Annotated in this window: 20 protein-coding genes, 1 other RNA gene and 1 pseudogene; 15 read left to right on the top strand and 7 right to left on the bottom strand. The window is 62.3% G+C overall.

Annotated elements, in window-relative coordinates; all coding sequences use genetic code 11:
* Window positions 1-147 precede the first annotated feature (147 nt).
* The 3 genes from X757_RS155640 to X757_RS155650 all read right to left on the bottom strand — a co-directional run bounded on the left by X757_RS155640 (window position 148) and on the right by X757_RS155650 (window position 4710).
* Window positions 148-2016 carry an extracellular solute-binding protein gene (locus X757_RS155640; RefSeq protein WP_023712586.1) on the bottom strand — a complete coding sequence of 623 codons (1869 nt, stop codon included), beginning with the start codon at window positions 2014-2016 and terminating at the stop codon, window positions 148-150.
* On the bottom strand, window positions 2016-3893 hold the full coding sequence (locus tag X757_RS155645) for an extracellular solute-binding protein (protein ID WP_023725788.1): 1878 nt from the start codon (window positions 3891-3893) through the stop codon (window positions 2016-2018). The genes X757_RS155640 and X757_RS155645 overlap by 1 nt, the downstream gene beginning before the upstream one ends.
* Window positions 3894-4044: 151 nt before the next feature.
* Window positions 4045-4710, bottom strand: a complete 666-nt coding sequence (locus X757_RS155650) for a cytochrome c family protein (RefSeq protein ID WP_023669512.1) — start codon at window positions 4708-4710, stop codon at window positions 4045-4047.
* Between the two features lie 193 nt (window positions 4711-4903).
* Here X757_RS155650 and X757_RS155655 point away from each other — a divergent pair, with 193 nt between their 5' ends.
* Together X757_RS155655 and X757_RS155660 are read left to right on the top strand one after the other, a co-directional pair.
* Complete coding sequence (locus X757_RS155655; RefSeq protein ID WP_023696751.1) at window positions 4904-5629, top strand: 3-deoxy-manno-octulosonate cytidylyltransferase; 726 nt, start codon at window positions 4904-4906, stop codon at window positions 5627-5629.
* A 53-nt stretch (window positions 5630-5682) separates the two neighbouring features.
* Entirely contained in the window at window positions 5683-6546 is an 864-nt protein-coding gene (locus X757_RS155660) for a prephenate dehydratase (protein ID WP_023696750.1), read from the top strand.
* 6 nt (window positions 6547-6552) lie between these two features.
* On the opposite strand, the gene X757_RS155665 is transcribed toward X757_RS155660, so the two are convergent.
* From X757_RS155665 to X757_RS155675, 3 genes are all read right to left on the bottom strand, one after another.
* Window positions 6553-6858, bottom strand: coding sequence for a Dabb family protein (locus tag X757_RS155665; protein ID WP_023669515.1), 306 nt, complete (start codon window positions 6856-6858; stop codon window positions 6553-6555).
* Between the two features lie 75 nt (window positions 6859-6933).
* Complete coding sequence (gene nudC, locus X757_RS155670) at window positions 6934-7875, bottom strand: NAD(+) diphosphatase (RefSeq protein WP_023696749.1); 942 nt, start codon at window positions 7873-7875, stop codon at window positions 6934-6936.
* 35 nt (window positions 7876-7910) lie between these two features.
* A complete protein-coding gene (locus X757_RS155675) occupies window positions 7911-8330 on the bottom strand; it encodes an HIT domain-containing protein (RefSeq protein ID WP_023682032.1) in 420 nt (139 codons plus the stop codon).
* Between the two features lie 157 nt (window positions 8331-8487).
* On the opposite strand from X757_RS155675, the gene ffs reads away from it, so the two are divergent.
* The 12 genes from ffs to X757_RS155730 all read left to right on the top strand — a co-directional run bounded on the left by ffs (window position 8488) and on the right by X757_RS155730 (window position 20196).
* An RNA gene (gene ffs, locus X757_RS1000000166350) (signal recognition particle sRNA small type) lies at window positions 8488-8584 on the top strand.
* A gap of 204 nt (window positions 8585-8788) precedes the next feature.
* Window positions 8789-10600 carry a DNA polymerase III subunit gamma/tau gene (locus tag X757_RS155680; RefSeq protein ID WP_023696748.1) on the top strand — a complete coding sequence of 604 codons (1812 nt, stop codon included), beginning with the start codon at window positions 8789-8791 and terminating at the stop codon, window positions 10598-10600.
* A gap of 31 nt (window positions 10601-10631) precedes the next feature.
* Window positions 10632-10955, top strand: coding sequence for a YbaB/EbfC family nucleoid-associated protein (locus X757_RS155685; RefSeq protein ID WP_023669519.1), 324 nt, complete (start codon window positions 10632-10634; stop codon window positions 10953-10955).
* Between the two features lie 217 nt (window positions 10956-11172).
* Window positions 11173-12141: a cell wall hydrolase gene (locus X757_RS155690; protein ID WP_023725787.1), complete on the top strand. Its 969-nt coding sequence runs from the start codon at window positions 11173-11175 to the stop codon at window positions 12139-12141.
* A gap of 96 nt (window positions 12142-12237) precedes the next feature.
* Window positions 12238-12843 carry a recombination mediator RecR gene (recR, locus tag X757_RS155695; RefSeq protein ID WP_023692600.1) on the top strand — a complete coding sequence of 202 codons (606 nt, stop codon included), beginning with the start codon at window positions 12238-12240 and terminating at the stop codon, window positions 12841-12843.
* A 194-nt stretch (window positions 12844-13037) separates the two neighbouring features.
* Window positions 13038-14315 (top strand): lytic murein transglycosylase, encoded by a 1278-nt coding sequence (locus X757_RS155700; RefSeq protein WP_023725786.1) that lies wholly within the window; start codon window positions 13038-13040, stop codon window positions 14313-14315.
* Window positions 14316-14578: 263 nt separating this feature from the next.
* Window positions 14579-16222: an ABC transporter substrate-binding protein gene (locus X757_RS155705; protein WP_023725785.1), complete on the top strand. Its 1644-nt coding sequence runs from the start codon at window positions 14579-14581 to the stop codon at window positions 16220-16222.
* A gap of 19 nt (window positions 16223-16241) precedes the next feature.
* Window positions 16242-17309 carry an ABC transporter permease gene (locus tag X757_RS155710; RefSeq protein ID WP_023725784.1) on the top strand — a complete coding sequence of 356 codons (1068 nt, stop codon included), beginning with the start codon at window positions 16242-16244 and terminating at the stop codon, window positions 17307-17309.
* On the top strand, window positions 17306-18226 hold the full coding sequence (locus tag X757_RS155715; RefSeq protein ID WP_023669525.1) for an ABC transporter permease: 921 nt from the start codon (window positions 17306-17308) through the stop codon (window positions 18224-18226). The genes X757_RS155710 and X757_RS155715 overlap by 4 nt, the downstream gene beginning before the upstream one ends.
* Before the next feature lie 10 nt (window positions 18227-18236).
* Window positions 18237-19073: an ABC transporter ATP-binding protein gene (locus tag X757_RS155720; protein WP_023669526.1), complete on the top strand. Its 837-nt coding sequence runs from the start codon at window positions 18237-18239 to the stop codon at window positions 19071-19073.
* Window positions 19070-19819, top strand: a complete 750-nt coding sequence (locus X757_RS155725) for an ABC transporter ATP-binding protein (RefSeq protein WP_023669527.1) — start codon at window positions 19070-19072, stop codon at window positions 19817-19819. The genes X757_RS155720 and X757_RS155725 overlap by 4 nt, the downstream gene beginning before the upstream one ends.
* A 38-nt stretch (window positions 19820-19857) precedes the next feature.
* On the top strand, window positions 19858-20196 hold the full coding sequence (locus X757_RS155730; RefSeq protein WP_023696743.1) for a DUF2185 domain-containing protein: 339 nt from the start codon (window positions 19858-19860) through the stop codon (window positions 20194-20196).
* A 12-nt stretch (window positions 20197-20208) separates the two neighbouring features.
* Here X757_RS155730 and X757_RS1000000166345 read toward each other — a convergent pair.
* A pseudogene (locus tag X757_RS1000000166345) lies at window positions 20209-20992 on the bottom strand (efflux RND transporter permease subunit); the annotation flags it as partial.
* A gap of 195 nt (window positions 20993-21187) precedes the next feature.
* Here X757_RS1000000166345 and X757_RS155740 point away from each other — a divergent pair.
* Complete coding sequence (locus X757_RS155740) at window positions 21188-22465, top strand: 4-aminobutyrate--2-oxoglutarate transaminase (RefSeq protein WP_023699447.1); 1278 nt, start codon at window positions 21188-21190, stop codon at window positions 22463-22465.
* Window positions 22466-22666: the final 201 nt, after the last annotated feature.

The following is a 22666-nucleotide window of genomic DNA, read 5'->3' as shown; positions in this document are numbered from 1 at the left end:
GGGTCGATCCGCGAAGCGGAGCGGGGTGGGGGTAGTCTCGATCCGGCGTACGCCGTCACACCCCCACCCCGGTTCGCCATTCGCGCTGCGCACGAAGTGCTCACCGACCCTCCCCACGAGGGGGAGGGTAAAGTGCCGCGCAACAGCCTACCCTTTGCCAATTTTTGCCGCCTTGCCCTTGTCGACCCACCACAGCGCTTCGACCGGGAAGTCGAAATCGGGTTTCCGCTCGGGAAAACCGAACATGTCCCAATAGGCGCTTCGATGATTCGCCAGGAACCAACTTGGAATCCAATCCCTCCGTGCACGCAAGACCCGGTCGAGCGCGCGCATGGCAATTGTCAGGCTTTCGCGACCCTCGGCGGCACCTGCGGCGTCAACCAGGGCGTCGATGGCCGGGCTCGACGTTCCCGGCAGATTGCGAGAGCCCGATACGGTAGCTGCTCGCGAATGGAAAATGGTTTCGAGGTCATCACGGGTTGGCGTCGCCGGAAACGAGGCCGCGACCGAGACGAGGTCGTAGTCGAACGAATTCTGCCGCAGCTGATATTGCGCGGCATCCACCAGCCGGATCGAGGCATCGATGCCGACCGCCTTCATGTTTTCGACCCAGGGCGAGTAGACCTGTTCGAAGACTTCGTCGTCGACAAGAAACTCTGCGGACAACCGACCACCCTTGTCGTTCACGACGAAATTGCCGGACCGTTTCCAGCCGGCCTCGGCCAGAAGCTTGGCCGCCTTGCCAAGCAACTGCCGGTCGCGGCCGGAGCCGTTCGACGCGTCCTGGATCACGGCTTCGCCAAAAGCCTCGGCGGGAATCTGCTCACGCAGCGGCTCAAGAAGAGCCAATTCTTGTGGCGACGGTCTGCCCTCGGCGCGAAATTCGGATTTCTCGAAGCAGGATTGCGAGCGCTCATAGGAACCGTAGAAGAAATTGCGCCGCGTCCATTCGAAGTCGAAGCACAGCCCGATCGCCTGCCGCACGCGCGAGTCGCGAAACTGCTCGCGCCGCTGGTTGACGGCGGTGCCCTGCATCGAAGGCACCGTTTCGGCCGGGAATTCGTGCTTCACCACCTTGCCGGCAGTGAAGGCTGGGAAGTCGTAGCCGGTCGCCCAGACGCGCGAGGTGAATTCCTCCCTGTAGAGGATTTCTCCCTTCTTGAACGCTTCGAAGGCAACGCTACGGTCCTGATAGAACTCAACGCGAATCCGCTGAAAATTGTTCTGGCCGCGATTGACCGGCAGGTCGTTGCCCCAATAATCAGCCACACGCTCATATTCGATCCAGGCCCCTGCCGACCAGCGACCGACCTTGTAGGCGGCTGACCCCAACGGCGGGTTCATCTGCGAGGAATCGAACGGGTTGGTCGTGTAGAACGCCTTCGACAGGACCGGGAACTCGACGACGTTGAGGATGGTGCGGCTTGTCTGCTTGCCGGAAAACCTAAGCTGCAGCGTGTGGGCATCCACGGCAATCCCGTCATCCAGATGCGTTAGCGGCAGGGAATAGTACGGGTGCCCCTTGTCCTTGAGCAGCTTGAAGGTGAAGGCGGCATCCTCTGCGGTCAATGGCGTGCTGTCATGGAAGCGGGCCTGCGGGCGCAGCGAGAAGGTGAAGTCGTTGCGGTCGTCGGAAATCGTCACGCCGTCAGCGATCAGCCCGTAAACGGCGTCAGGTTCGTCGTACGCTCTCACCATCAGTGAATCGAAGCACATCTCCGTGCGCTGGGGCGAATCGCCTTTGGGGACGAACGAATTCAGCGTGTTGAAGGTCAGCGGCGTCTGGTTGGCAAGCCAGTTGCGCGGCAGGAAGTTGAAGACGCCACCTTGCGGCGCATCGACATTGACATAGTCGAAATGAGTGAAGTCCGGCTTGTATTTGAGGTCGCCGAAAGCCGACAGTCCATGCAGTTTCACGCGGGTTGGGCTGGCGGCGAAAGCCTTGCCCGGCAGCAGCGCAGCAACAGCCGCGGCGCCACTGAGGGCCAGGAAATCGCGGCGAGGGAGCCCCGCCATCAATTGCTGCCCTTGTACTTGGCGGCCAGGGCCTTTTCCTTGTCCGCATCGATCCACCAGGAATCGATATCGGCGCCACGGTAGCCGGGCTGCTTTTCCGGAATGCCGAACTTGTTCCAGTAAGCCAGCCACACAACGGCGCGATAGTATTGCGGCACCACATAGTAATTCCACAGCAGCACGCGATCGAGCGCATGGGTGGTGGCGACGAGGTCATCGCGATCCGTGGCAAAAATGATGCGGTCGACAAGGGCGTCAACGACCGGGTTCTTGATGCCGGAATAATTGCGCGATGCCGGTGTGCCGGCGGACTTGGAGCTCCAAAAATCGCGCTGCTCGTTGCCGGGCGATTCCGACTGTTGGAGCTGTCCTGTGATGACGTCGTAATCGAAATTTCTGACGCGGTTGGTGTACTGGCTCGGGTCGACGATGCGCAGTGTCGCATCGACGCCGATCTTGCGCAGATTGGCGATCCAGGGGCTGGAAATGACCTGGTCGGTTTCATTCGAGCCTAGGATTTCAAACTTGAATGGCTCGCCGGTCTTGGCGTTGACCATCTTGCCGCCCTTGATCACCCAGCCGGCCTGGGCGAACAGGTCGACCGCCTGCTTCAGATATTTGCGCTCCGCCTGCGGCGAATCGTAGACCGGCAACTTGAATTCCTGGGTGAATACTTCCGGCGGCAGCTTGTCGCGGTACTTCTCCAGGATCTCCAATTCCTTGCCTTGCGGCAAGCCGCTAGAGGCTAGGTCCGTGCCCTGGAAATAGCTGTGGGTGCGAGTGTTGAAACCGAAGAACAGCGTGCGGTTCATCGATTCGAAATCGAACGGGTAGGTGAGCGCGGCCCTGACCAGACGATCGGCAAACAACCTATGTCTCTGGTTGAGCATGAAAGCCTGCATCGGCTCGGGCGAGGTGGTCTTGAACTCCTGCTTGATCACATCGCCGGCCTTGATCGCCGCGAAATCATAAAATGTCGCCCAGCGCTTCGAGCTGTTTTCCGGCTTGATATCGTCGAGGCCACCTTTCTTGAACGCCTCCCAGGAGGCGTTGTCGTCAAGAATGTAGGTGAAGTGCTGCGTGTCGAAATTCTCCCGGCCGATCTTCACAGCCAGCTTGGCGCCCCAATAGTCGGGGACGCGCTGCCAGACGATTTCCGACCCCGCCTTGAAGCTGGCGATCTTGTATGCAGCCGAGCCCAGCGGCGGCTCCAGCGTCCCCTTGGTGATGTCGCGCTTCTTGCCATTGTCGTCGGTGCCTTCCCACCAATGCTTGGGCAGCACGACAAGGTCGCCGAGGATCTTGGGCAGTTCGCGATTGCCCTTCTGGTCGAAGTGGAACTCGACCTCACGGTCCGAGACAGCGACGGCGTCGGTGACGTTTTCGAAATAGCGGCTGTACATCGGGCTGTTGGCCTTCAGCACCTGGAACGACCAGATCACGTCGTCAGTGGTGATCGGCTGTCCGTCATGCCATTTCGCCCGTGGGTCGAGCCGGTAGGTGGCCGAGGAATAGTCGGTAGGGTACTTGTAGGCATCGGCGATGAGCGGGTGGCTGACGCTGCCTTCGTCAGTCGCTTGATCCATGAGCGTGTCGTAGAGCAGGCCGCCGCCAAATGGCTGCAGGCCGGCCGCCGGCGAGCCCTGCACGACGTAGGGATTGAAGCTGTCGAACGTGCCGGAAACGACCGAATTGTAGGTACCGCCCTTCGGTGCATCCGGATTCACATAATCGTAGCGCTGGAAGTTCTCGCCATATTTGGAGGGGCCGATCAGCGAAGAGGTGGTGTGCCATTCCTGGGGGAAGGATGCCTGCAGGCCGCCTGCGAGGGCGCCCACAACCAGAAAGGACCTCAGAAGCGTTCGGCCAACCGTCATGCGTTCTCCTCGTCGCGATGCCCGGCAATCCTAAATGATTTGACGCCGGTGAAAACCGCCATGCGGCGGCTTTGTCGCCGCATATGCGATTTTCCTAACAAAAAGCCGGGCTGAACCCGGCTTTTTTGAGGTCATGGAGATGACAATTCGGTTATTTGGCGGGCGCCGGTGCCGGCGTCGCAGGGGCTGGAGCTGCACCTTCAGCCGGCTTGGCCGGAGCGGCACCCTCGGCCGGCTTGGCCGGCGCCGTTGCATCGGCGGCGGCACCTGGCGTCGGCAGCGGCTTCGGGCTATCCGACAGCGTGCGCAGATAGGCAATGACGTTGGCGCGGTCCTCGTCCTTCGGCAGGCCGGCAAAGCCCATCGCCGTGCCCTTCACGAATTTCTTCGGCGAGGTGATGAAGTGGTTGAGATTGTCATAGGTCCACTTCTCGGCGCCGCCCTTGGAAAACTCCTTCATGCCGGCCGAATAGGCAAAGCCCTCATGCTCGGCGACGGGGCGGTCGACGATGTCCCAGAGATCCGGGCCGACCTTGTTGGGGCCGCCTTTTTCGCCGGAATGGCAGGCCTGGCATTTCTTAAAGACGGCCGCACCTTGCTCGACATTGGCGGTGGCCAAAAGGTCGGCGATCGGCTTCGCCTCTGCTGCGGGTCCGGCGGCGCCGCCTTCGGCAGGCTCCGTCGCCTCGATGGCAAAGCCGGGTTTTTCCGGCGCCGGCGAGGCAAACAGGGCGTCGGACACCAAACCGACCGAGAAGACGACGAAACAGGTTCCAAGCAACCCGGCGAGCAGTTTGTTGACTTCGTTGGAATCCATACGCCCCAGGGCTCCCTTTTCCGGCGGACCTCTCCGTCCACTCCGTCCGTCGGTATCGTGACCCACCCCGTCGAGCCGGTCAAATCGGGCGGAAACTAGGTCTTTTGCTTGGGCGTTGCAACACCTATAAGGGCGCTTCCAGTGAGACCTTTTGCCACTTTCCCCATCCTCTTTCGAACGCCTTGCAACCTCGATGTCCACCCTCATCCTGATCCCGGCCCGCATGGCCTCGACGCGCCTGCCGGGCAAGCCGCTGGCCGACATAGCCGGCGCGCCGATGATCGTCCATGTCGCCCGCCGCGCCGCTGAGGCTGGGCTTGGCCGGGTGGTGGTGGCAACCGACACGCGCAGCGTGGCCGAAGCGGTGCGCGCGCACGGTTTCGAGGCGGTGATGACGCGCACCGACCACGAATCCGGCTCCGACCGTATCTTCGAGGCGCTGACCGCCCTCGACCCCGATCGCAAGGTCGAAACCATCGTCAATGTGCAGGGCGACCTGCCGACCATCGATCCCAAGATCATCGGTGCGGCGCTGAAACCGTTCGAGGACGCTGCGGTCGACATCGCCACGCTCGGCGTCGAGATCGTCCGCGACGAGGAAAAGGCCAACCCCAACGTCGTCAAGATCGTCGGTTCGCCGTTGTCGGCGACGCGGCTGAAGGCGCTCTATTTCACCCGCGCCACCGCGCCCTGGGGCGAGGGGCCGCTCTATCACCATGTCGGCCTTTACGCCTATCGGCGCTCAGCCCTCGAACGCTTCGTCGCGCTAAAACCGTCGCCGCTGGAGCGGCGCGAGCGGCTGGAGCAGTTGCGGGCGCTCGAGGCCGGTATGCGCATCGATGCCGAGATCGTGCAATCGCTGCCGCTCGGCGTCGACACGCCGGAAGACCTCGAACGCGCCAGACAAATTCTTTGCTGAGAAGACAAATTCTTTCCTGACACCGCAGATCCTTTCAAACCTGAGATATCGGCATGCCTGACAAGACCAACAGAATAGCCTTCCAGGGCGAACCGGGCGCCAATTCCGACACCGCCAGCCGCAACATGTTCCCTTCCATGGAGCCGTTGCCGTGCCCCACCTTCGAGGATGCCTTCAACGCGGTCGAGACCAACAAGGCCGACCTCGCCATGATCCCGATCGAAAACACCATCGCCGGCCGCGTCGCCGACATCCATCATCTCTTGCCGGAATCGAAACTCCACATCGTCGGCGAATATTTCCTGCCGATCCATTTCCAACTGATGGTGCTGCCCGGCGTCAAACGCGAAGAGATCAAGACCGTGCACAGCCATATCCATGCGCTGGGACAGTGCCGCAAATACATCCGCAAGAATGGCTGGAAGCCGGTGATTGCCGGCGACACGGCGGGTTCGGCGAAGCTGGTCTCCGAGCTCAAGGACCGCAGCATGGCCTCGCTGGCGCCTGCGCTCGCCGCAGAACTCTATGGCCTCGACATCATCGAGAAGAATGTCGAGGACACGGACTCGAATGTCACCCGCTTCGTCGTCCTGACCAAGGACAAGCGGTTGGCCGAACGGCCCTCGGCCGACACCAAGATGATGACGACCTTCATGTTCCGTGTCCGCAACGTGCCGGCTGCGCTCTACAAGGCAATGGGCGGTTTCGCCACCAACGGCGTCAACATGACGAAGCTGGAGAGCTATCAACTGGGCGCCTTCACCGCGACGCTGTTCTACGCCGATATCGAGGGCCATCCCGACGATCCACTGGTCAAGCTGGCGCTGGACGAACTGCGCTTCTTCTCGCGCGAAGTGCGCATTCTGGGTGTCTATCCCGCCAGCGAGTCGCGCGAGCAGTGGAAGGTCGCGGACTAAGGTTCCCTAAACCAGCAGGGTCAGCGGCACATAGTCGATTTCCATGAAGGTTTCGACTTCCGGGATCCAGCGGTCGCGCACGAAGGCAACGTGGTCGGGATGCTCGTTATATCTGGTGTAGGCGGCCTGATCGACGAACTCCATCGAGAAGCCGAAGTGGTAGTCGTTCTTCGGGCTGACTTGCCGCAGCGGCTCGAAATGGGTGACGCCCTTGATTGCGCTGAGAATGCGCTTGGCATCGGAGAGGAACCGCTTTTCCTCCAGCGAGTACTGCGGGTGCTTCAGGGTGAAAACCACGGTGTGACGGATCATTTTTTGCTCCCGTTAAGCAATTCCAGGAAAAGTGTGAAGCGGTTTTCCGTCCGGAATTGCGTAAAATAACAAGTCTTATTCGCTGTCGACCCAGGCGCGGATCAGATGATGCGCGATCGCGCCTTTCGGCGGCGTGACCAGATTGTCCTTGTGCGTCCTCTCCAGCATCGAACGCACCTCGTCGCGAAAAAACCAGCGGCAATCTTCCAACTCGTTGAGATCGGCCTGGATGTCGTCATTGAGCGGTTCGCCGAAACAGCCGATCATCAGCGAATAGGGGAACGGCCAGGGTTGGCTGGCATGGTAGACGACGCGGCCGAGCCGGATGCCGGCTTCCTCCAGCGTTTCGCGGCGCACCGCCGCCTCGATCGTCTCGCCCGGCTCGATGAAGCCGGCAAGCGCCGAGTACATGCCGGGCCCGAAATGCCGGCCGCGGCCGAGCAGGCATTTTTCCCGCGTCGCCGTCAGCATAATCGACACCGGATCGGTGCGTGGAAAGTGCTCGGTGCCGCAATTTGGGCAATGGCGCTTGTAGCCGCCGGCCCGCATTTGCGATTCATGGCCGCATTTGCTGCAGAAGCGATGGGTGGCATGCCAGGCAAGCAGGGCGGCGCCTTGCGCCAGCGCGCCCGCTGCCGCCTCGTCGATCAGCCCCTGCATATAGACCGAGCGATAATCGATCGCCTTCATGGTCTCCGGCAGCTGTTCGGGATCGAGGCCGACCGGCACGGCAAGGACCGGGCCGCTCTCGGCAAAGCCAAGCAGCACGCCTTGTGCGAGTGATGGCTGCAGCTTCTGGCTCTCAGCCAGATCGAACCAAGGGTCGAAGCTGCCATCGTGCAATTTCAGATACAGCCGTCCGCCATGCATCGGCAGAAGACGTGCCGAGGGATCGGCCAACGCCCTTTCGACGGAATCGTCGGCGCGGTTCTCGGATTGCCGATCAATCGTGTTTCCGGCGAAGCCGACGAACTGGCTCGGTTCGCGCAAGGGCGCGTCAAAAAGGCGAAAGGTCATGGAAGCTCGAACGTCTAGGGATGGACACAGGCGGCTTATAGCGCCGCCTTGATCTGTTGCGCAAATTGGCGGATGCCTGAACGCTCATAGGGCTCGCGCATACCGTGCCCCCACACCGGCCCCGGCCAGCCCGGATCGCCTTCCGAGCGGGCGATGACGTGGACATGCAATTGCCGAACGATGTTGCCGAGCGCGCCGGTGTTGATCTTGGTGCAGCCCGTGGTTCTTTTCAGCGCCTGCGCCACCATGTTGGTTTCGAAGGTCAACATCGCCTGGTCGAGCGGCGTCATGTCGTGGATTTCTTCGGCCCCCGGCCGCTGCGGCACCAGGACCAGCCATGGCCAGCGGCTATCGTTCATCACCCTGAGCTCGCACAGGCCGAGCCACATCAGCTGCTCGCTATCCGCCTCCAGCCTGGAGTCGAGCGTGAATCCGGCCTTGAGGCCCGGTAGCATTGGCGTTTCCCTTGCGCTTCTCGCATTATTCCCAAACTCATGACGCTAGAGCGGCTGCACGGGGGCTGCAAGCGATTCATTGAGCGGCGGAGTTCACGGGCATCCGATTCTCAATGCACCCTTGCATTTGATCGCTGAATTGCCGATATGGAACGCGGGAGGTTGGTGGTGGACGATCCACTCGCCAACCGGGTCAGGTCCGGAAGGAAGCAGCCCTAACGAGCCCGGAACGGGTCATTGTTCCAGCCTCCCACCTCATCGGCCCCTCTCGCGACATTGACGACGCATTGCAGCGCGGGCGAGACTATTGGAGCAATTCCAGGGAAAGTGTGAGCGGTTTCCCGTCCGGAATTGCGTTAAAGCAAAGGGTAGAGCGGTTTGCCGTTTCAGAAGACGGTGAAACGATCTAGCAGGAATCGGCTACGCTGAGACGCGGCCTTTTGGAGCTTTACGGGCGAATGAGCGAAGCCGGAAATTCGGACCCCGAAAACCTGGAGAAGCAAAAGGCCGTCGCCTATCGCGTGCTGGCGCGCAAATATCGTCCGTCGAATTTCTCCGAACTGATCGGCCAGGAGCCGATGGTCCGCACTTTGACCAACGCTTTCTCCACAGGCCGCATCGCCCAGGCCTGGATGCTGACCGGCGTGCGCGGCGTCGGTAAGACCACGACGGCGCGCATCCTGGCACGCGCGCTCAACTACAAGACGCCGACGGTCGACCATCCCTCGGTCGACCTCGCCTTCCTGGGCGAGCACTGCCAGGCGATCATGGAAGGCCGCCATGTCGACGTCATCGAGATGGACGCCGCGTCGCATACCGGCATCGACGACATCAGGGACATTATCGAGCGCGTGCGCTATGCCCCGGTGTCGGCGCGCTACAAAGTCTACATCATCGACGAAGTGCACATGCTCTCCACCCAGGCCTTCAACGGCCTGTTGAAGACGCTGGAAGAGCCGCCGCCGCACGTCAAATTCATCTTTGCCACCACCGAAATCCGCAAAGTGCCGATCACCGTGCTGTCGCGCTGCCAGCGTTTCGACCTGAGACGCATCGATGCCGGCGCACTGGTCGCGCACCTCTCCTCGATTGCCGGCAAGGAAGGCATATCGGTCGACGACGACGCGCTGGCGATGATCGCGCGCGCCGCCGAAGGCTCGGCCCGCGATTCGCTCTCCATCCTCGACCAGGCAATCGCCCATGGCGGCGGCGCCGTCAGCGCCGAAGCGGTTCGCGCCATGCTGGGTCTCGCCGACCGCGCCCGCATCGTCGACCTGTTCGAACATGTCATGAAGGGCGATGTGGCGGCCGCCCTTGCCGAATTCCGCAACCAGTACGACACCGGCGCCGATCCGGCTGCCGTGCTGACCGATCTGGCCGAATTCAACCACCTCGTCACCCGCCTGCGCTTCGTGCCGACGGCTGCTGACGACGCTTCCCTGTCCGAGGATGAGCGCCGCCGCGGCGCCGACTTCGCCAGCACGCTGTCGGTCAAGGTTCTGTCGCGAACCTGGCAGATGCTCTTGAAAGGCATTCCCGAGGTGCAGTCGTCCAACCGACCGGTCAGCGCCGGCGAGATGGTGCTGATCCGGCTGGCGCATGCCGCCGACCTGCCGACGCTGGACGAGGCGCTGAAATCTCTGGAGAGCGGCGCTCCGGCGTCCGGTGGTGCGTCACGCCCGAATGATGCGCCGGTAAATGCCGGCAATGGCGGCGGCGCCAGCGCGGTAGCGCAGACCCGGATGCCGTCCGGGCCAGCCGGTGCGCAAACCATGCGATTGGTCGACGCGCCCCCGGTCGCCTTTGTCGCGCCTCCGCAGCCGGTCGTCGAGCCGCAATCGCCGCCGCTGAAATCGCTGGCCGATATTGTCGCTCTTGCCGACGCGCAGCGTGACATCGCCTTCAAGGTGCTGGTCAAGAGCTGTATTCGCCTGGTGCGCATCGAGCCCGGCCGTATTGACGTCGGCCTGACCGCCGATGCGCCCAAGATGCTGCTCAACGACTTGACGACGAAGCTGCGGGCCTGGACCGGCCGCAACTGGCTGGTGTCATTGTCGAAGGAAGAGGGCGGCCAGACGTTAGCCGAGATGGAATCGACCAGGCGCGAGACCGCTTTCTCCGACGCGAAAAGCGATCCGGCGGTGGCCGCCATCCTCGCGCGCTTTCCCGGCGCCAAGATCATCGACGTGCGCATTCCCGACGCGCCGGAAGTCGACACCGACAAGGCCGAAGCGCCGGTCGAGCCGCCGTCCGACGACGACGAAACCTGACCATAGCCACGAATCCGCAAAGGACCCGACCATGAAAGATCTTCTCGGCCTGATGGGCAAGGCGAAGGAAATGCAGGCCAAGTTCCAGGCCATGCAGGACGAGATCGCGACGATTGAAGCAAGCGGGCAGGCGGGCGGCGGGCTGGTCAATGTCACGCTGACCGGCAAGTTCGAAATGAAGTCGCTGAAGATCGATCCGTCGCTGTTCAAGGAGGACGAGGTCGAGATTCTCGAAGACCTGCTGCTGGCCGCTCACAATGACGCCAAAAATAAGGTCGAGCAGATTATGCAGGAGAAGACCAAGGCGCTAACGGCAGGCTTGCCGATCCCGCCCGGAATGAAATTGCCGTTCTGAGCCGGCTCCAACCAGTTAATTGATTATGAAGGGAAATCGGCTGCGGAGCTGTTGTTAAGACTTTCTCCGGCTTTGCTCACGCGGACATATCCGGGCATTTATAAAGTTTTACCTATGCTGCACGAAAGCTAATCCTTTAGCCATCTTTTTGCCTTTAAGAGTCTCATTCTTGCCACATCTCGGGGCGGGCTGGCATCTGGACAATGAGGCATTTTTGTTGATCGCGACGCGATGGAAGACGCCGCTTCTGCTCGGCATCATCTTCTCCCCTATGTTCCTGGCGGGTTGTAGCCAGACCACGTCTTCGCACGGCCTGTCGGTCGCCAGCCTGACCGACGCCATCACGCCCAGCTTCCTTTCGACGCGCGCCTACCGCAACACGCCGAAGGAGAAGGAATGCCTGGAGCGGGCGATGTTCTTCGAGTCCAACCGCTCGAGCCGTGACGGCATGATCGCCGTCGGCACGGTGGTGATGAACCGGCTGCGCTCCGGCAATCATGGCAGCACCATTTGCCAAGTGGTTGGCGAACCGGGCCAGTTCGCGCCCGGCGTGATGACGCGGGCGATGAATTCGAAAGCGATGCCCGATGTCGAGGAGGCCGCCGATGCGGTGCTCAAGGGCGAGCGCAAGGCCAAGCTGAAGAACACGATGTACTTCCACACCGCCGGCCTGAGGTTCCCCTACAAGAACATGCATTACACCATGGTTGCCGGCGGCAACGCCTTCTACGAGAAGCGCGGTCGCAACTGGCAGCCGCTGCCGGATGAATCCACGACCATGGTTGCCTCGGCGCAGCCGCGCGCGCCTGTGCCTGAAGCGCCGTTGCAGGTTGCCTACGCCGAGCCGGTGGTGAAGACCATTGTCCGTCCAGATCCGGCCAAGCAGGCCGCGGCGGTTCGCGCAGCCAAGGCGACACGTGCCCCGGCCGAGCAGACCTATGTGACGGCTTCCGCGGCGCCCGCCAAGAGCGCCCGCGTCGCCGCCAAGCAGACGGAGGTGGCGATGCAGGAGCCGATGGCCGAGCCCGATGCCTCGCGTTTCGGCGGCACGCTGAACGCCCGCTACATCACCTCGGTTCCATCGGCAACGCAGGAAGCGTCGATGGGCTTCCAGTCGACGCCTGAGAATACCGACGCTATCGGCGCGATGATTATCGACCAGACCCGGCCAGCGTCAGCTTACTGACGCCTAAAACAGTTTCCGAGCCCGCCATGGCAGCATGGCGGGCTCGGTGCGTATGCGCATGTTTCAAAGCGCGCGGAAAAATCCTAGATCAGTGCGATGTCGAAGCGAATCGCCGGTCCCGAGATCGAACGCCTGATCCAACTCCTGGCCAAGGTGCCGGGGCTAGGGCCTCGTTCGGCCAGGCGTGCGGCACTGCACCTCATCAAGAAGAAGGAGCAGCTTTTGTCGCCACTCGCCGCCGCCATGGCTGAAGCCGCCGACAAGGTGCGCATCTGCACGACCTGCGGCAACGTCGATACCTCCGACCCTTGCATGATCTGCACCGATCCGCGCCGCGATGCCTCGACGCTGATCGTCGTCGAGGATGTCTCCGACCTCTGGGCGCTGGAGCGGGCGGCGGCCATGAATGTGCGCTACCATGTGCTCGGCGGCACGCTGTCGCCGCTCGACGGCATCGGCCCCGACCAGCTCAATGTCCGCTCGCTGGTCGACCGCGTCGCCGGCGGCGAGGTGAAGGAGGTGATCCTCGCCGTCAACGCCACGGTCGAGGGCCAGACGACGGCGCATTATCTCACCGACCAGCTCTCGGGTTTCAAGATCAAGGTCACCAGGCTTGCACATGGCGTGCCGGTCGGCGGCGAACTCGACTATCTGGATGAGGGGACGCTGGCGGCGGCCTTGCGCTCGCGGACGGCGTTTTGACGCAATTGGCGGGCAGGATGTGCGACATGAAAGCTTCGCATTCTTCGAGGTTTGCGCCAAACACCCCCCTCTGTCCTCCCGGACATCTCCCCCTCAAGGGGGGAGATCAGCAGCTTCTCGGGCGGCATTCTTCTTTCAACGCTGGTGGTTGGCGAAAACCGAAGCGACAGCCAATCTCTCCCCTTGTGGGGGAGATGTGCGGCAGGACAGAGGGGGGCGCGACAGAAAGCGGACCTTTCGGATTGGCGCTCGTTGCGCTTCTCGCATCCCTTGTTGCCCTGCTTTTTGTAGCCCCCGCCTCCGCCGCCAAAATCGACGACCAGTTCCGCGCCTGGCTGCAAACCGATCTCTGGCCGGAAGCCCAGACCAAAGGCATCTCCAAATCCACCTTCGACGCCGCTTTCGATGGCGTGAAGCCGAACCTCAAATTGCCCGACCTCGTCCTGCCCGGCGAGAAACCCAAAACCCCGCAAAAACAGCATCAGGCCGAGTTCGGTTCGCCCGGCGCCTATTTCGCCGAAAAGACGGTGCGCGCCGTCACGTCAGGTGGGCGCACGCGCGAGGCGGCCAACGCCAAGACGCTGGCTGCGATCGAAAAGCGCTACGGTGTCCCGGGCGAGATACTGTTGGCGATCTGGGGCCGCGAGACCGGCTTCGGCGCGGCGAAAATGCCCTACGACGCTTTCGAAGTGCTCGGCACCAAGGCCTTCATGTCGACCAAGAAAGACTTCTTCCGCACCGAAGTGCTGGCGGCGCTCGAGATCGTCGAGCATGGGTTGGCGCCGGTCGGCGCCATGAAATCGTCCTGGGCCGGCGCGCTCGGCCAGCCGCAATTCATGCCGACCTCGTTCCTGAAGCACGCCGTCGACTACGACGGTGACGGCCACCCCGACATCTGGAATTCGACGCCGGACGTGCTGGCCTCGATCGCCAACTATCTCGTCCACTATGGCTGGGTGAAGGGGCGTGGCTGGGGTTTCGAGGTGACGGTGCCGGAAAGCGTTTCCTGCTCGCTCGAAGGTCCCGACCAGGGCAAGAAAATCTCAGCCTGGGCGGCGATGGGAATCAGCCGCGTCGGCGGCAAAGCCTTTCCGGCCGGCGAACTGAAAGCGGAAGGATTCCTTTTGATGCCGGCCGGACGCAGCGGCCCCGCCTTCATCGCCACGCCCAATTTCTACGTGCTGAAACAGTACAACACCAGCGACCTGTACGCCCTGTTCATCGGCCATGGCGCTGACCGCATCGCCCATGGCGATGCTGATTTCGTCGGCAGCTGGGGTGCGGTTGGCGGCCTGCATCGTTCCGACATCGCCGCGCTGCAACGGGCGCTGGAGGCCAAGGGCTACGATGTCGGCAGCGCCGACGGCCTGCCCGGCTTCAAGACCCGCCGCTCGATCGGCAGCTGGCAGGAAAAGAATGGCCGCCCCGCCACCTGCTTCCCCGACGCCGATCTGGTTGCTGCCATCAAGTAACACCGAAAAGAGCAGATTTTTCCCCATCGGCGGCTGCAATTGGCTTGCCCATGCTTCGACGCGCACAGCATATTCCGGTCCAGTATGCCGGCTCGCAAAATGCCCGTTGCCGGTTGGAGGGCTGCCGGATAGGGTGTTGACCAACTGGAAAAAAATCAACACGGTATGGGGTCTAACGGTCGTCCTCCGGCCGCGAAAAAGATTACTGCAGCCCTGAGCCGGGAACTCGGGGTCAACAATCAACAAAACAGGGAACAATCATCATGATGATGGAAAAGTTTGCTCTACGTTCGCGCGTCTGGCTCGCAGGTGCAGCCATGTCCGCTCTGCTCATTGGCGTTGCGCCCGCCTTCGCCGTGACGCCCGCCGACACGCTGGTCGAAGGTTTTGCCATCGACGACATCATATCCATGGATCCGGGCGAGGCCTTCGAACTGTCGACCGCAGAGGTCACCGGCAACACCTATGATCTGCTGGTCCGCCTCGATCTCAGCGACACCTCCAAGGTCAAGGGCGACCTTGCCGAGAGCTGGACCGTCTCCGACGACGGCCTGGTCTATACGTTCAAGCTCAAGCCCGGCCTAAAGTTCGCTTCGGGCAATCCACTGACGGCCGCCGATGTCGCCTATTCCTTCGAGCGCGCCATCAAGCTGGACAAGCCGCCGGCATTCATCATCAACCAGTTCGGCATCAGCGGCGACAATGTTGCCGACAAGGCCAAGGCCGTCGACGATACCACCTTCCAGTTCACCGTCGACAAGGCCTATGCGCCGAGCTTCGTGTTAAACTGCCTGTCGGCAACGGTCGCTTCGGTCGTCGACGCAAAGCTGGTGAAGGAACATGTCGCCGCGGTGACGCCGAGTGCCGACTACAAATGGGACAACGATTTCGGCAACGCCTTCCTGAAGACCGGTTATGCCGGCTCCGGCGCCTACAAGCTGCGCGAATGGCGGGCCAATGAGGTCGTCGTGCTCGAGCGCAACGACAATTACAATGGCGAGAAGGCCAAGCTCGCGCGCGTCATCTACCGCAACATGAAGGAGAGCTCGGCGCAGCGCCTGGCGCTCGAAGCAGGCGACATCGACGTTGCTCGCAACCTCGAGCCGAACGATCTCGACGCCATCGCCAAGAATGCCGATCTCACCACGACCAGCGCGCCGAAGGGCACGGTCTATTATATCAGCCTCAACCAGAAGAATCCGAACCTCGCCAAGCCCGAGGTTCGCCAGGCGTTCAAATATCTGGTCGACTACGATGCGCTGAGCACGACCATCCTCAAGGGCATTGGCGAGATTCACCAGACCTTCCTGCCCAAGGGCGTTCTGGGCGAACTGGACGAAAATCCGTTCAAGTTCGACGTCGCCAAGGCCAAGGAACTGCTGACCAAGGCCGGCCTGGCCGACGGCTTCAGCGTAACCATGGACGTACGCACGGGACAGCCGACCACCGGCATGGCGGAATCGATCCAGCAGACGCTTGGCCAGGCCGGCATCAAGCTGGAAATTATCCCGGGCGACGGCAAGCAGACGCTGACCAAATACCGCGCCCGTAATCATGACATCTATATCGGCCAGTGGGGCCAGGACTATTTCGATCCGAACTCCAACGCCCAGACCTTTGCCTCAAACCCGGACAATTCGGATGAAGGCAAGACCAAGACGCTGGCCTGGCGCAATGCCTGGGACATCCCGGACCTGACAAAGCAGACCGAAGCAGCCTTGCTGGAGAAGGATGCCGGCAAGCGCGCCGATATGTACAAGAGCCTTGAAAAGACGATCCTCGACACCAGCCCCTTCGTAATCATCCACCAGCAATTGGAAGTGGCAGGCCTGCGCAAAAACCTGAAAGGCTTTGCGCTCGGTCCGAGCTTCGACACCAACTTCGTCGGCCCGGTCTCCAAGGAATAGCGCCGGCGGACGCGCCCTGATGAGCGCGATTGAAAACCAGGCGACGGCGGGGCAGGGAAGCGCCCGCGCCGTCGCTATCTTGTTGGCGATCGGCCGCTTCCTGGTCATCGCCGTCACCACCTATCTCGGCCTGCTCGCGGTGACCTTTTTCATCGGCCGCGTCATCCCGATCGATCCGGTGCTGGCGGTGCTCGGCGACCGCGCACCGGCCAATGTCATCGAGCGCACCCGCCGCGAGATGGGGCTCGACCTGCCGTTGATCGAGCAATTCTATATCTATCTCAAGCATGCGCTGAACGGTGATTTCGGCACCTCTGTGCTGACCACCAATCCTGTGATGACCGACATCCGCCGTGCCTTTCCGGCAACGATCGAACTGGCGACTTTGGGCACTTTGATAGGCTCGTTGATCGGCGTGCCGCTCGGCGTGCTGGCAGCGGTAAAACGCGGCAGTCTCATCGACCAGATCGTTCGCATTGTCGGCCTGATCGGCTATTCCGTGCCTATCTTCTGGATCGGGCTTTTGGGGCTTGTCCTGTTCTACGCCAAGCTCCAATGGGTGGCTTTTCCCGGCCGCCTCGACATCGTCTACGAGTACACATTCACACCGATCACCGGCTTCTACCTGCTCGACGCCGCGCTGCAGGGCCAGTGGGATGTCTTCTACGACGCTTACCGCCACATCATCCTGCCGGCAGGGCTGCTGGGCTATTTCTCGCTCGCCTATATCAGCCGGATGACGCGCTCCTTCATGCTGAACGAGCTGTCGCAGGAATACATCGTCGCCGCGCGCGCCAAGGGCCTGTCTGAAACGCGAATCATCTGGGGCCATGCGCTGCGCAACGCCGCGGTGCCGATGGTCACGGTGATCGCGCTGTCCTATGCCGGGCTGCTCGAAGGTTCGGTGCTGACCGAGACGGTGTTCTCCTGGCCCGGCATCGGCCTCTACATCACCAATTCGCTGCAGAACGCCGACATGAACGCCGTGCTCGGCGGCACCATCGTCATCGGTTCGGTGTTCATCGGCATCAATCTCCTGTCCGATGTTCTCTACAAGGTGCTCGATCCGAGGACGAAGACAGGATGAGCGCCGAAGCAATCCAAACGCGCCGCGATTGGCTGCTCAGCGATCGGCCGGCCTCGCGCATGCAGGCACGGCTCGGCCGCGCCTACGTCGCTTGGCGGCGCTTTTCCGCCAACCGGCTGGCGTTTCTCGGCCTGCTCATCATCATCGCGCTGCTGCTGGTCGCAGCCTTTGCCGATGTGCTGGCGCCCTATTTGCCGACCATCGGCGATCTCAAGAATGCCCGGCTTTTGGCGCCGAGTGCGGCGCATTGGTTCGGCACCGACGATCTCGGCCGCGATATCTATTCGCGCATTCTTTTCGGCTCGCGCTGGACCCTCTATGTCGTCATTCTTGTCGCTGTCATCGCAGCCCCCATCGGCCTTTTGGTCGGCACCGTCGCCGGCTATGCCGGCGGCTGGACCGATGCCATTCTGATGCGCATTACCGACATCTTCCTCGCCTTCCCCAAGCTGATCCTGGCACTGGCCTTTGTCGCCGCCCTTGGCCCCGGGATCGAAAACGCGGTGTTGGCCATCGCCATCACCTCGTGGCCGCCTTACGCGCGAATTGCGCGGGCCGAGACGATGACCGTGCGCAATTCCGATTACATCAAGGCGGTGCAATTGATGGGCGCCTCGCCGTTCCGCATCGTGCTGCGCCACATCATGCCGCTCTGCATCTCTTCGCTGATCATCCGGGTGACGCTCGATATGGCCGGCATCATCCTCACCGCCGCCGGCCTCGGTTTCCTTGGCCTCGGCGCGCAGCCGCCGCTGCCGGAATGGGGCACCATGATCGCGTCCGGCCGTCGCTTCGTGCTCGACCAATGGTGGGTGGCCGGCGCGCCCGGCTTCGCCATCCTGATCGTCAGTCTCGGCTTCAACCTGCTGGGCGACGGCCTGCGCGATGCGCTCGATCCCCGGAGTGGCGACCAATGAGTGGTGACCAATGAGCGGTGCACTTCTCGATGTCGACGACCTGCGCGTCACCTTCCCGACTCGGACCGGCCTCATCCAGGCGGTGCGCGGCGTCACCTTCTCGCTCGGCCGAGAGCGGCTGGGCATTGTCGGCGAAAGCGGCTCCGGCAAGTCGCAGACCGGCCGCGCCATCATGGGGCTGACGCCGCCGCAGGCTCTGGTTTCGGCCAAGAAGCTCGCCTTGGACGGCATCGATCTTTTGGACATACCCGCCCGCCAGCGCCGGGCGCTGCGCGGCAAACGCATCGCCATGATCCTGCAGGATCCGAAATATTCGCTCGACCCGGTGATGAGCATCGGCCGCCAGATCGTCGAGACGCTGCGCACGCATGAAAAGGTCTCCAAGGCCGAAGCGCGCGAGCGGGCGCTGGCCATGCTGGAAGCTGTGCAGATCCGCGATCCCTCGCGTGTCTTCGACCTGCATCCGCACGAGGTGTCCGGCGGGATGGGCCAGCGCGCCATGATCGCAATGATGCTGATCGCCGGACCGGAACTGATGATCGCCGACGAGCCGACCTCGGCGCTCGACGTCACCGTTCAGCTCGATGTGCTCGGCATCCTCGACCGCTTGGTCAGTGAGCGCGGCATGGGTCTGATCTTCATCTCGCACGATCTGCGGCTGGTCGCCTCCTTCTGCGACCGCGTCATCGTCATGTATGCCGGCAAGGTGGTCGAGCAGCTCAAGGCGTCGGAGCTGCGCGACGCCCAGCATCCCTACACGCGCGGCCTGCTCAACTGCATGCCCAGGATCGGTTACGAACGCCACCCGCTGCCGGTGCTCGACCGCAAGCCGGAGTGGGCGGCATGACGCCAGCCATTTCGATTGAAGGGCTGGAGGTGGTGTTCGACCGTTTTCGCGCGCTGAAAGGGGCGAACCTCGAGGTGAAGTCCGGCGAATCCTTCGGCCTGGTCGGCGAGAGCGGTTCCGGCAAGTCGACGCTGCTCAAAGCCATTGCCGGCCTGGTGCCTGTCGCATCCGGTACTATCACGGTCAATGGCAAGACGCTGGGAGCGCGCCGCGACAAGGCTTTTTATCGCGAAGTGCAGATGGTCTTCCAGGACCCCTATGGTTCGCTGCACCCGCGTCAGACCGTCGACCGCCTGCTGCAGGAGCCGCTCGCCATTCACGGCTTTGCCGATGGCGAGCAACGCATCCAGCGCGCCCTCGACGAGGTCGGATTAGGCAACGGTTTCCGTTTCCGCTACGCGCACCAGCTCTCCGGCGGTCAGCGTCAGCGCGTGGCGATCGCGCGGGCGCTCATCCTCGAACCGTCGATCCTGCTGCTCGACGAACCAACCTCGGCGCTCGACGCTTCGGTGCAGGCGGAAGTGCTCAACCTGCTGGAAGAGGTTCGCCGTCGGCGCAAGCTGACCTTCCTGATGGTCAGCCACGACCTCGCCATCATCACCCATATGTGCGAGCGCCTGATGGTGATGCAGAATGGCGAAGCGGTGGAGAACCTGACGGCGGGCCAGCTGATCGGGCACCGCGTGGAGAAGGATTACACACGCAATTTGCTTAGGGCGAGCGAGGGGTTTGTTCGGACGGCGTGAACTAGTTTCTTCCGCAGAATAATCGCTTGGGGAATTCCATGGAAGAATGGAAGTTTGCAGATCCGCCCAATGTCGCGGTGCTATCGGACAAGAGCATATTCAAACGGGGCGACTGGATCGCATACGTTGTGCATGAAGCTGACGATGACGAGAACTACAACGATGAAGGGGGCAGTTGGCAATTCTATAGCAGCGACTCTCGAGATTGGGATGAACGCGAGATAATGCTCGTTGGCCTGCAAGAGGTGGTGCAGCAGGATGAAAGCATCCTGGCATTGGCCGACTTGCCAAAAGGCTGGCATGCTTGGCGGACGTCAAAATCATCGCCATGGCAGCGAGCGAAATCGCGCCCCGAACCCTCTAACGATAACGAATGATCCGGCAAAGCCTTAAGCGGGGTCTTGCGCCAGTTCGCCGTTCTCCGGAACAGATGGTTCGTCCCCCTGCTTAGGCTCCTTGATCCTGAACCACGTCACATAAAGCGCCGGCAGGAACAGCAGCGTGATCGCCGTGCCGGCGATGATGCCGCCCATCATGGCGTAGGCCATCGGGCCCCAGAACACTTCGCGCGCGATCGGGATCAGCGCTAGGCTGGCGGCCGCGGCCGTCAGCGCGATCGGCCGCATGCGGTGCTCGGTCGCTTCGATCACGGCTTCCCAGCGGTCTTGGCCCTCGGCCACCAGATCCTCGATCTGCACGATCAGGATCACCTGAGTTGCGGATCAGGATGCCGATCAGCGCCAGGACGCCCAGAATGGCGACGAAGCCGAGCGGTGCGCCGCTCGGCACCAGGGCCGCGACCACGCCGATCAGGCCGAGCGGCGCCACCGCCACGACCAGGAACAGGCGCTGAAAACTTTGCAACTGGATCATCAGGATGGTCGCCATCACGAACAGCATCAGCGGCACCACCGCTGCGATCGGTCCCTGGCTTTTGGCGCTTTCCTCGACCGAGCCGGCGGTTGCAACGGAATAGCCGGGCGGCAGTTTGGCGATGAAGGCGTCGACCGACGGCTTCAATTCGTTGACGACGGTGGCCGGCAGCACGTCGCCAACGAGGCCTGCGCGAACGGTGATCGTCGGGATGCGGTTGCGCCGCCACACCGTCGGCTGTTCGAGGTCGTAGCGGAAGTTCGCCACCGCGGCGAGCGGGATCGCTTCGCCGTTCCCGGTGACGGGTGAGCTGTCACGGACTGCCCCGTACGTGTATCGGTCGGCTGGTTAAGACCGGTCTGTCGAAGTGGCCCGCATCGACGACAGGCCCAATCGCCCGGCGGCGGTGCCAACTTGAGGAAAACGTGAAATAAGGTCAGAAGAGGCCTTGGCATTCATCTAACGAGAACGGGCGTCGGCCCGATGAGGGACGAAATGAAGAACGCAGCCATTTCTGAGCGCAAGAACCAGTCGATCTCGCGCGGCGTCGGCATGACGACGCAGATCTATGCCGACCGCGCCGAGAATTCGGAGATCTGGGATGTAGAAGGCCGCCGATACATCGATTTCTCCTCCGGTATCGCCGTCGTCAACACGGGCCACCGCCATCCCAGGGTGATCGAGGCGGTCAAGGCACAGCTCGACCGCTTCACCCATACCTGCCACCAGGTCGTGCCCTATGAGAGCTATGTCAGGCTGGCCGAACGGCTGAACGGCATGCTGCCCGGCAAGTTCGAGAAGAAGACCATCTTCGTCACTACGGGTGCTGAAGCGGTCGAGAACGCCATCAAGATCGCCCGCAACGCCACTGGCCGCCAAGCCGTCATCGCCTTTGCCGGCGGCTTCCACGGCCGCACCTTCATGGGCATGGCGCTGACCGGCAAGGTCGTGCCCTACAAGGTCGGCTTCGGCGCCATGCCGGGCGACGTCTACCACGCGCCGTTTCCGGTGCCGCTGCACGGCGTGTCTACAGCCGATTCGCTGGTCGCACTCGACAAACTGTTCAAGGCCGATGTCGATCCGGCTCGCGTTGCCGCCATCATCATCGAGCCGGTCCAGGGCGAGGGCGGCTTCTACGACGCGCCGCGCGAATTCCTGACGGCGCTGCGCAAGCTCTGCGACCAGCACGGCATGCTGCTGATCGCCGATGAGGTGCAGACCGGCTTTGCCCGCACCGGCAAGATGTTCGCCATGGATCATCATGAGGTCGCGGCCGACATTACCACCATGGCGAAAAGCCTGGCCGGCGGCTTCCCGCTGGCGGCGGTCACCGGCCGCGCCGAGATCATGGATGCGCCCGGTCCTGGCGGGCTCGGCGGCACCTATGGCGGCAGCCCGATCGGTGTCGCCGCAGCACACGCCGTGCTCGACGTAATCGAGGACGAAAAGCTGTGCGACCGCGCCAATACGCTGGGCGCCCGGCTGAAACAGCGGCTGCAGTCGATCCGCGACGATGTGCCCGAGATTGTCGACATCAGGGGTCTCGGCTTCATGAACGCGGTCGAATTCAACGACGTCAAGAAGGGCCTGCCGTCGGCCGAGATCGCCAATGCGATCCGGCTGAAGGCGCTCGACAAGGGGCTGATCCTGCTGACCTGCGGCGTCTACGGCAACGTCATCCGTTTCCTGGCTCCGATCACCATCCAGGACAATGTCATGAACGAGGCGCTCGACATTCTGGAAAGCTCGATCCGCGAAGTCTGCGCTGCCTAGCGCAAACCCCTACCTCCCCCTTGGGCCCTTGTGGGGAGGTCGGACCGCAGGTCCGGGTGGGGGCCTCGCGCCGACCCCAACCCCGCTGCTTCGCAGCGACCCTCCCCACAAGGGCATAGGCGCTAAGATAGCTTTGGCATGGACTGAAACTTGCGCTTTCGTGGTGGTTCGCGCCAGCGATATCGCAAGGCATGGAGTTTT

The sequence above is a fragment of the Mesorhizobium sp. LSHC412B00 genome, from assembly GCF_000503035.1.
Taxonomy (GTDB): domain Bacteria; phylum Pseudomonadota; class Alphaproteobacteria; order Rhizobiales; family Rhizobiaceae; genus Mesorhizobium.
The sequence above is the reverse complement of the archived record's forward strand: the minus strand, read 5'-3'. Positions and strand labels throughout refer to the sequence as shown.

Coding starts and splice junctions, on each gene's coding strand:
- X757_RS155685 (WP_023669519.1), top strand. CDS start 10,632: ATGAAAGATCTTCTCGGCCTGATGGGCAAGGCGAAGGAAATGCAGGCC.
- X757_RS155645 (WP_023725788.1), bottom strand. CDS start 3,893: ATGACGGTTGGCCGAACGCTTCTGAGGTCCTTTCTGGTTGTGGGCGCC.
- nudC (WP_023696749.1), bottom strand. CDS start 7,875: ATGACCTTTCGCCTTTTTGACGCGCCCTTGCGCGAACCGAGCCAGTTC.
- X757_RS155740 (WP_023699447.1), top strand. CDS start 21,188: ATGAAGAACGCAGCCATTTCTGAGCGCAAGAACCAGTCGATCTCGCGC.
- X757_RS155640 (WP_023712586.1), bottom strand. CDS start 2,016: ATGGCGGGGCTCCCTCGCCGCGATTTCCTGGCCCTCAGTGGCGCCGCG.
- X757_RS155700 (WP_023725786.1), top strand. CDS start 13,038: ATGTGCGGCAGGACAGAGGGGGGCGCGACAGAAAGCGGACCTTTCGGA.
- X757_RS155675 (WP_023682032.1), bottom strand. CDS start 8,330: ATGCTACCGGGCCTCAAGGCCGGATTCACGCTCGACTCCAGGCTGGAG.
- X757_RS155715 (WP_023669525.1), top strand. CDS start 17,306: ATGAGCGCCGAAGCAATCCAAACGCGCCGCGATTGGCTGCTCAGCGAT.
- X757_RS155720 (WP_023669526.1), top strand. CDS start 18,237: ATGAGCGGTGCACTTCTCGATGTCGACGACCTGCGCGTCACCTTCCCG.
- X757_RS155710 (WP_023725784.1), top strand. CDS start 16,242: ATGAGCGCGATTGAAAACCAGGCGACGGCGGGGCAGGGAAGCGCCCGC.
- X757_RS155680 (WP_023696748.1), top strand. CDS start 8,789: ATGAGCGAAGCCGGAAATTCGGACCCCGAAAACCTGGAGAAGCAAAAG.
- recR (WP_023692600.1), top strand. CDS start 12,238: ATGTCGAAGCGAATCGCCGGTCCCGAGATCGAACGCCTGATCCAACTC.
- X757_RS155725 (WP_023669527.1), top strand. CDS start 19,070: ATGACGCCAGCCATTTCGATTGAAGGGCTGGAGGTGGTGTTCGACCGT.
- X757_RS155730 (WP_023696743.1), top strand. CDS start 19,858: ATGGAAGAATGGAAGTTTGCAGATCCGCCCAATGTCGCGGTGCTATCG.
- X757_RS155705 (WP_023725785.1), top strand. CDS start 14,579: ATGATGATGGAAAAGTTTGCTCTACGTTCGCGCGTCTGGCTCGCAGGT.
- X757_RS155650 (WP_023669512.1), bottom strand. CDS start 4,710: ATGGATTCCAACGAAGTCAACAAACTGCTCGCCGGGTTGCTTGGAACC.
- X757_RS155665 (WP_023669515.1), bottom strand. CDS start 6,858: ATGATCCGTCACACCGTGGTTTTCACCCTGAAGCACCCGCAGTACTCG.
- X757_RS155655 (WP_023696751.1), top strand. CDS start 4,904: ATGTCCACCCTCATCCTGATCCCGGCCCGCATGGCCTCGACGCGCCTG.
- X757_RS155660 (WP_023696750.1), top strand. CDS start 5,683: ATGCCTGACAAGACCAACAGAATAGCCTTCCAGGGCGAACCGGGCGCC.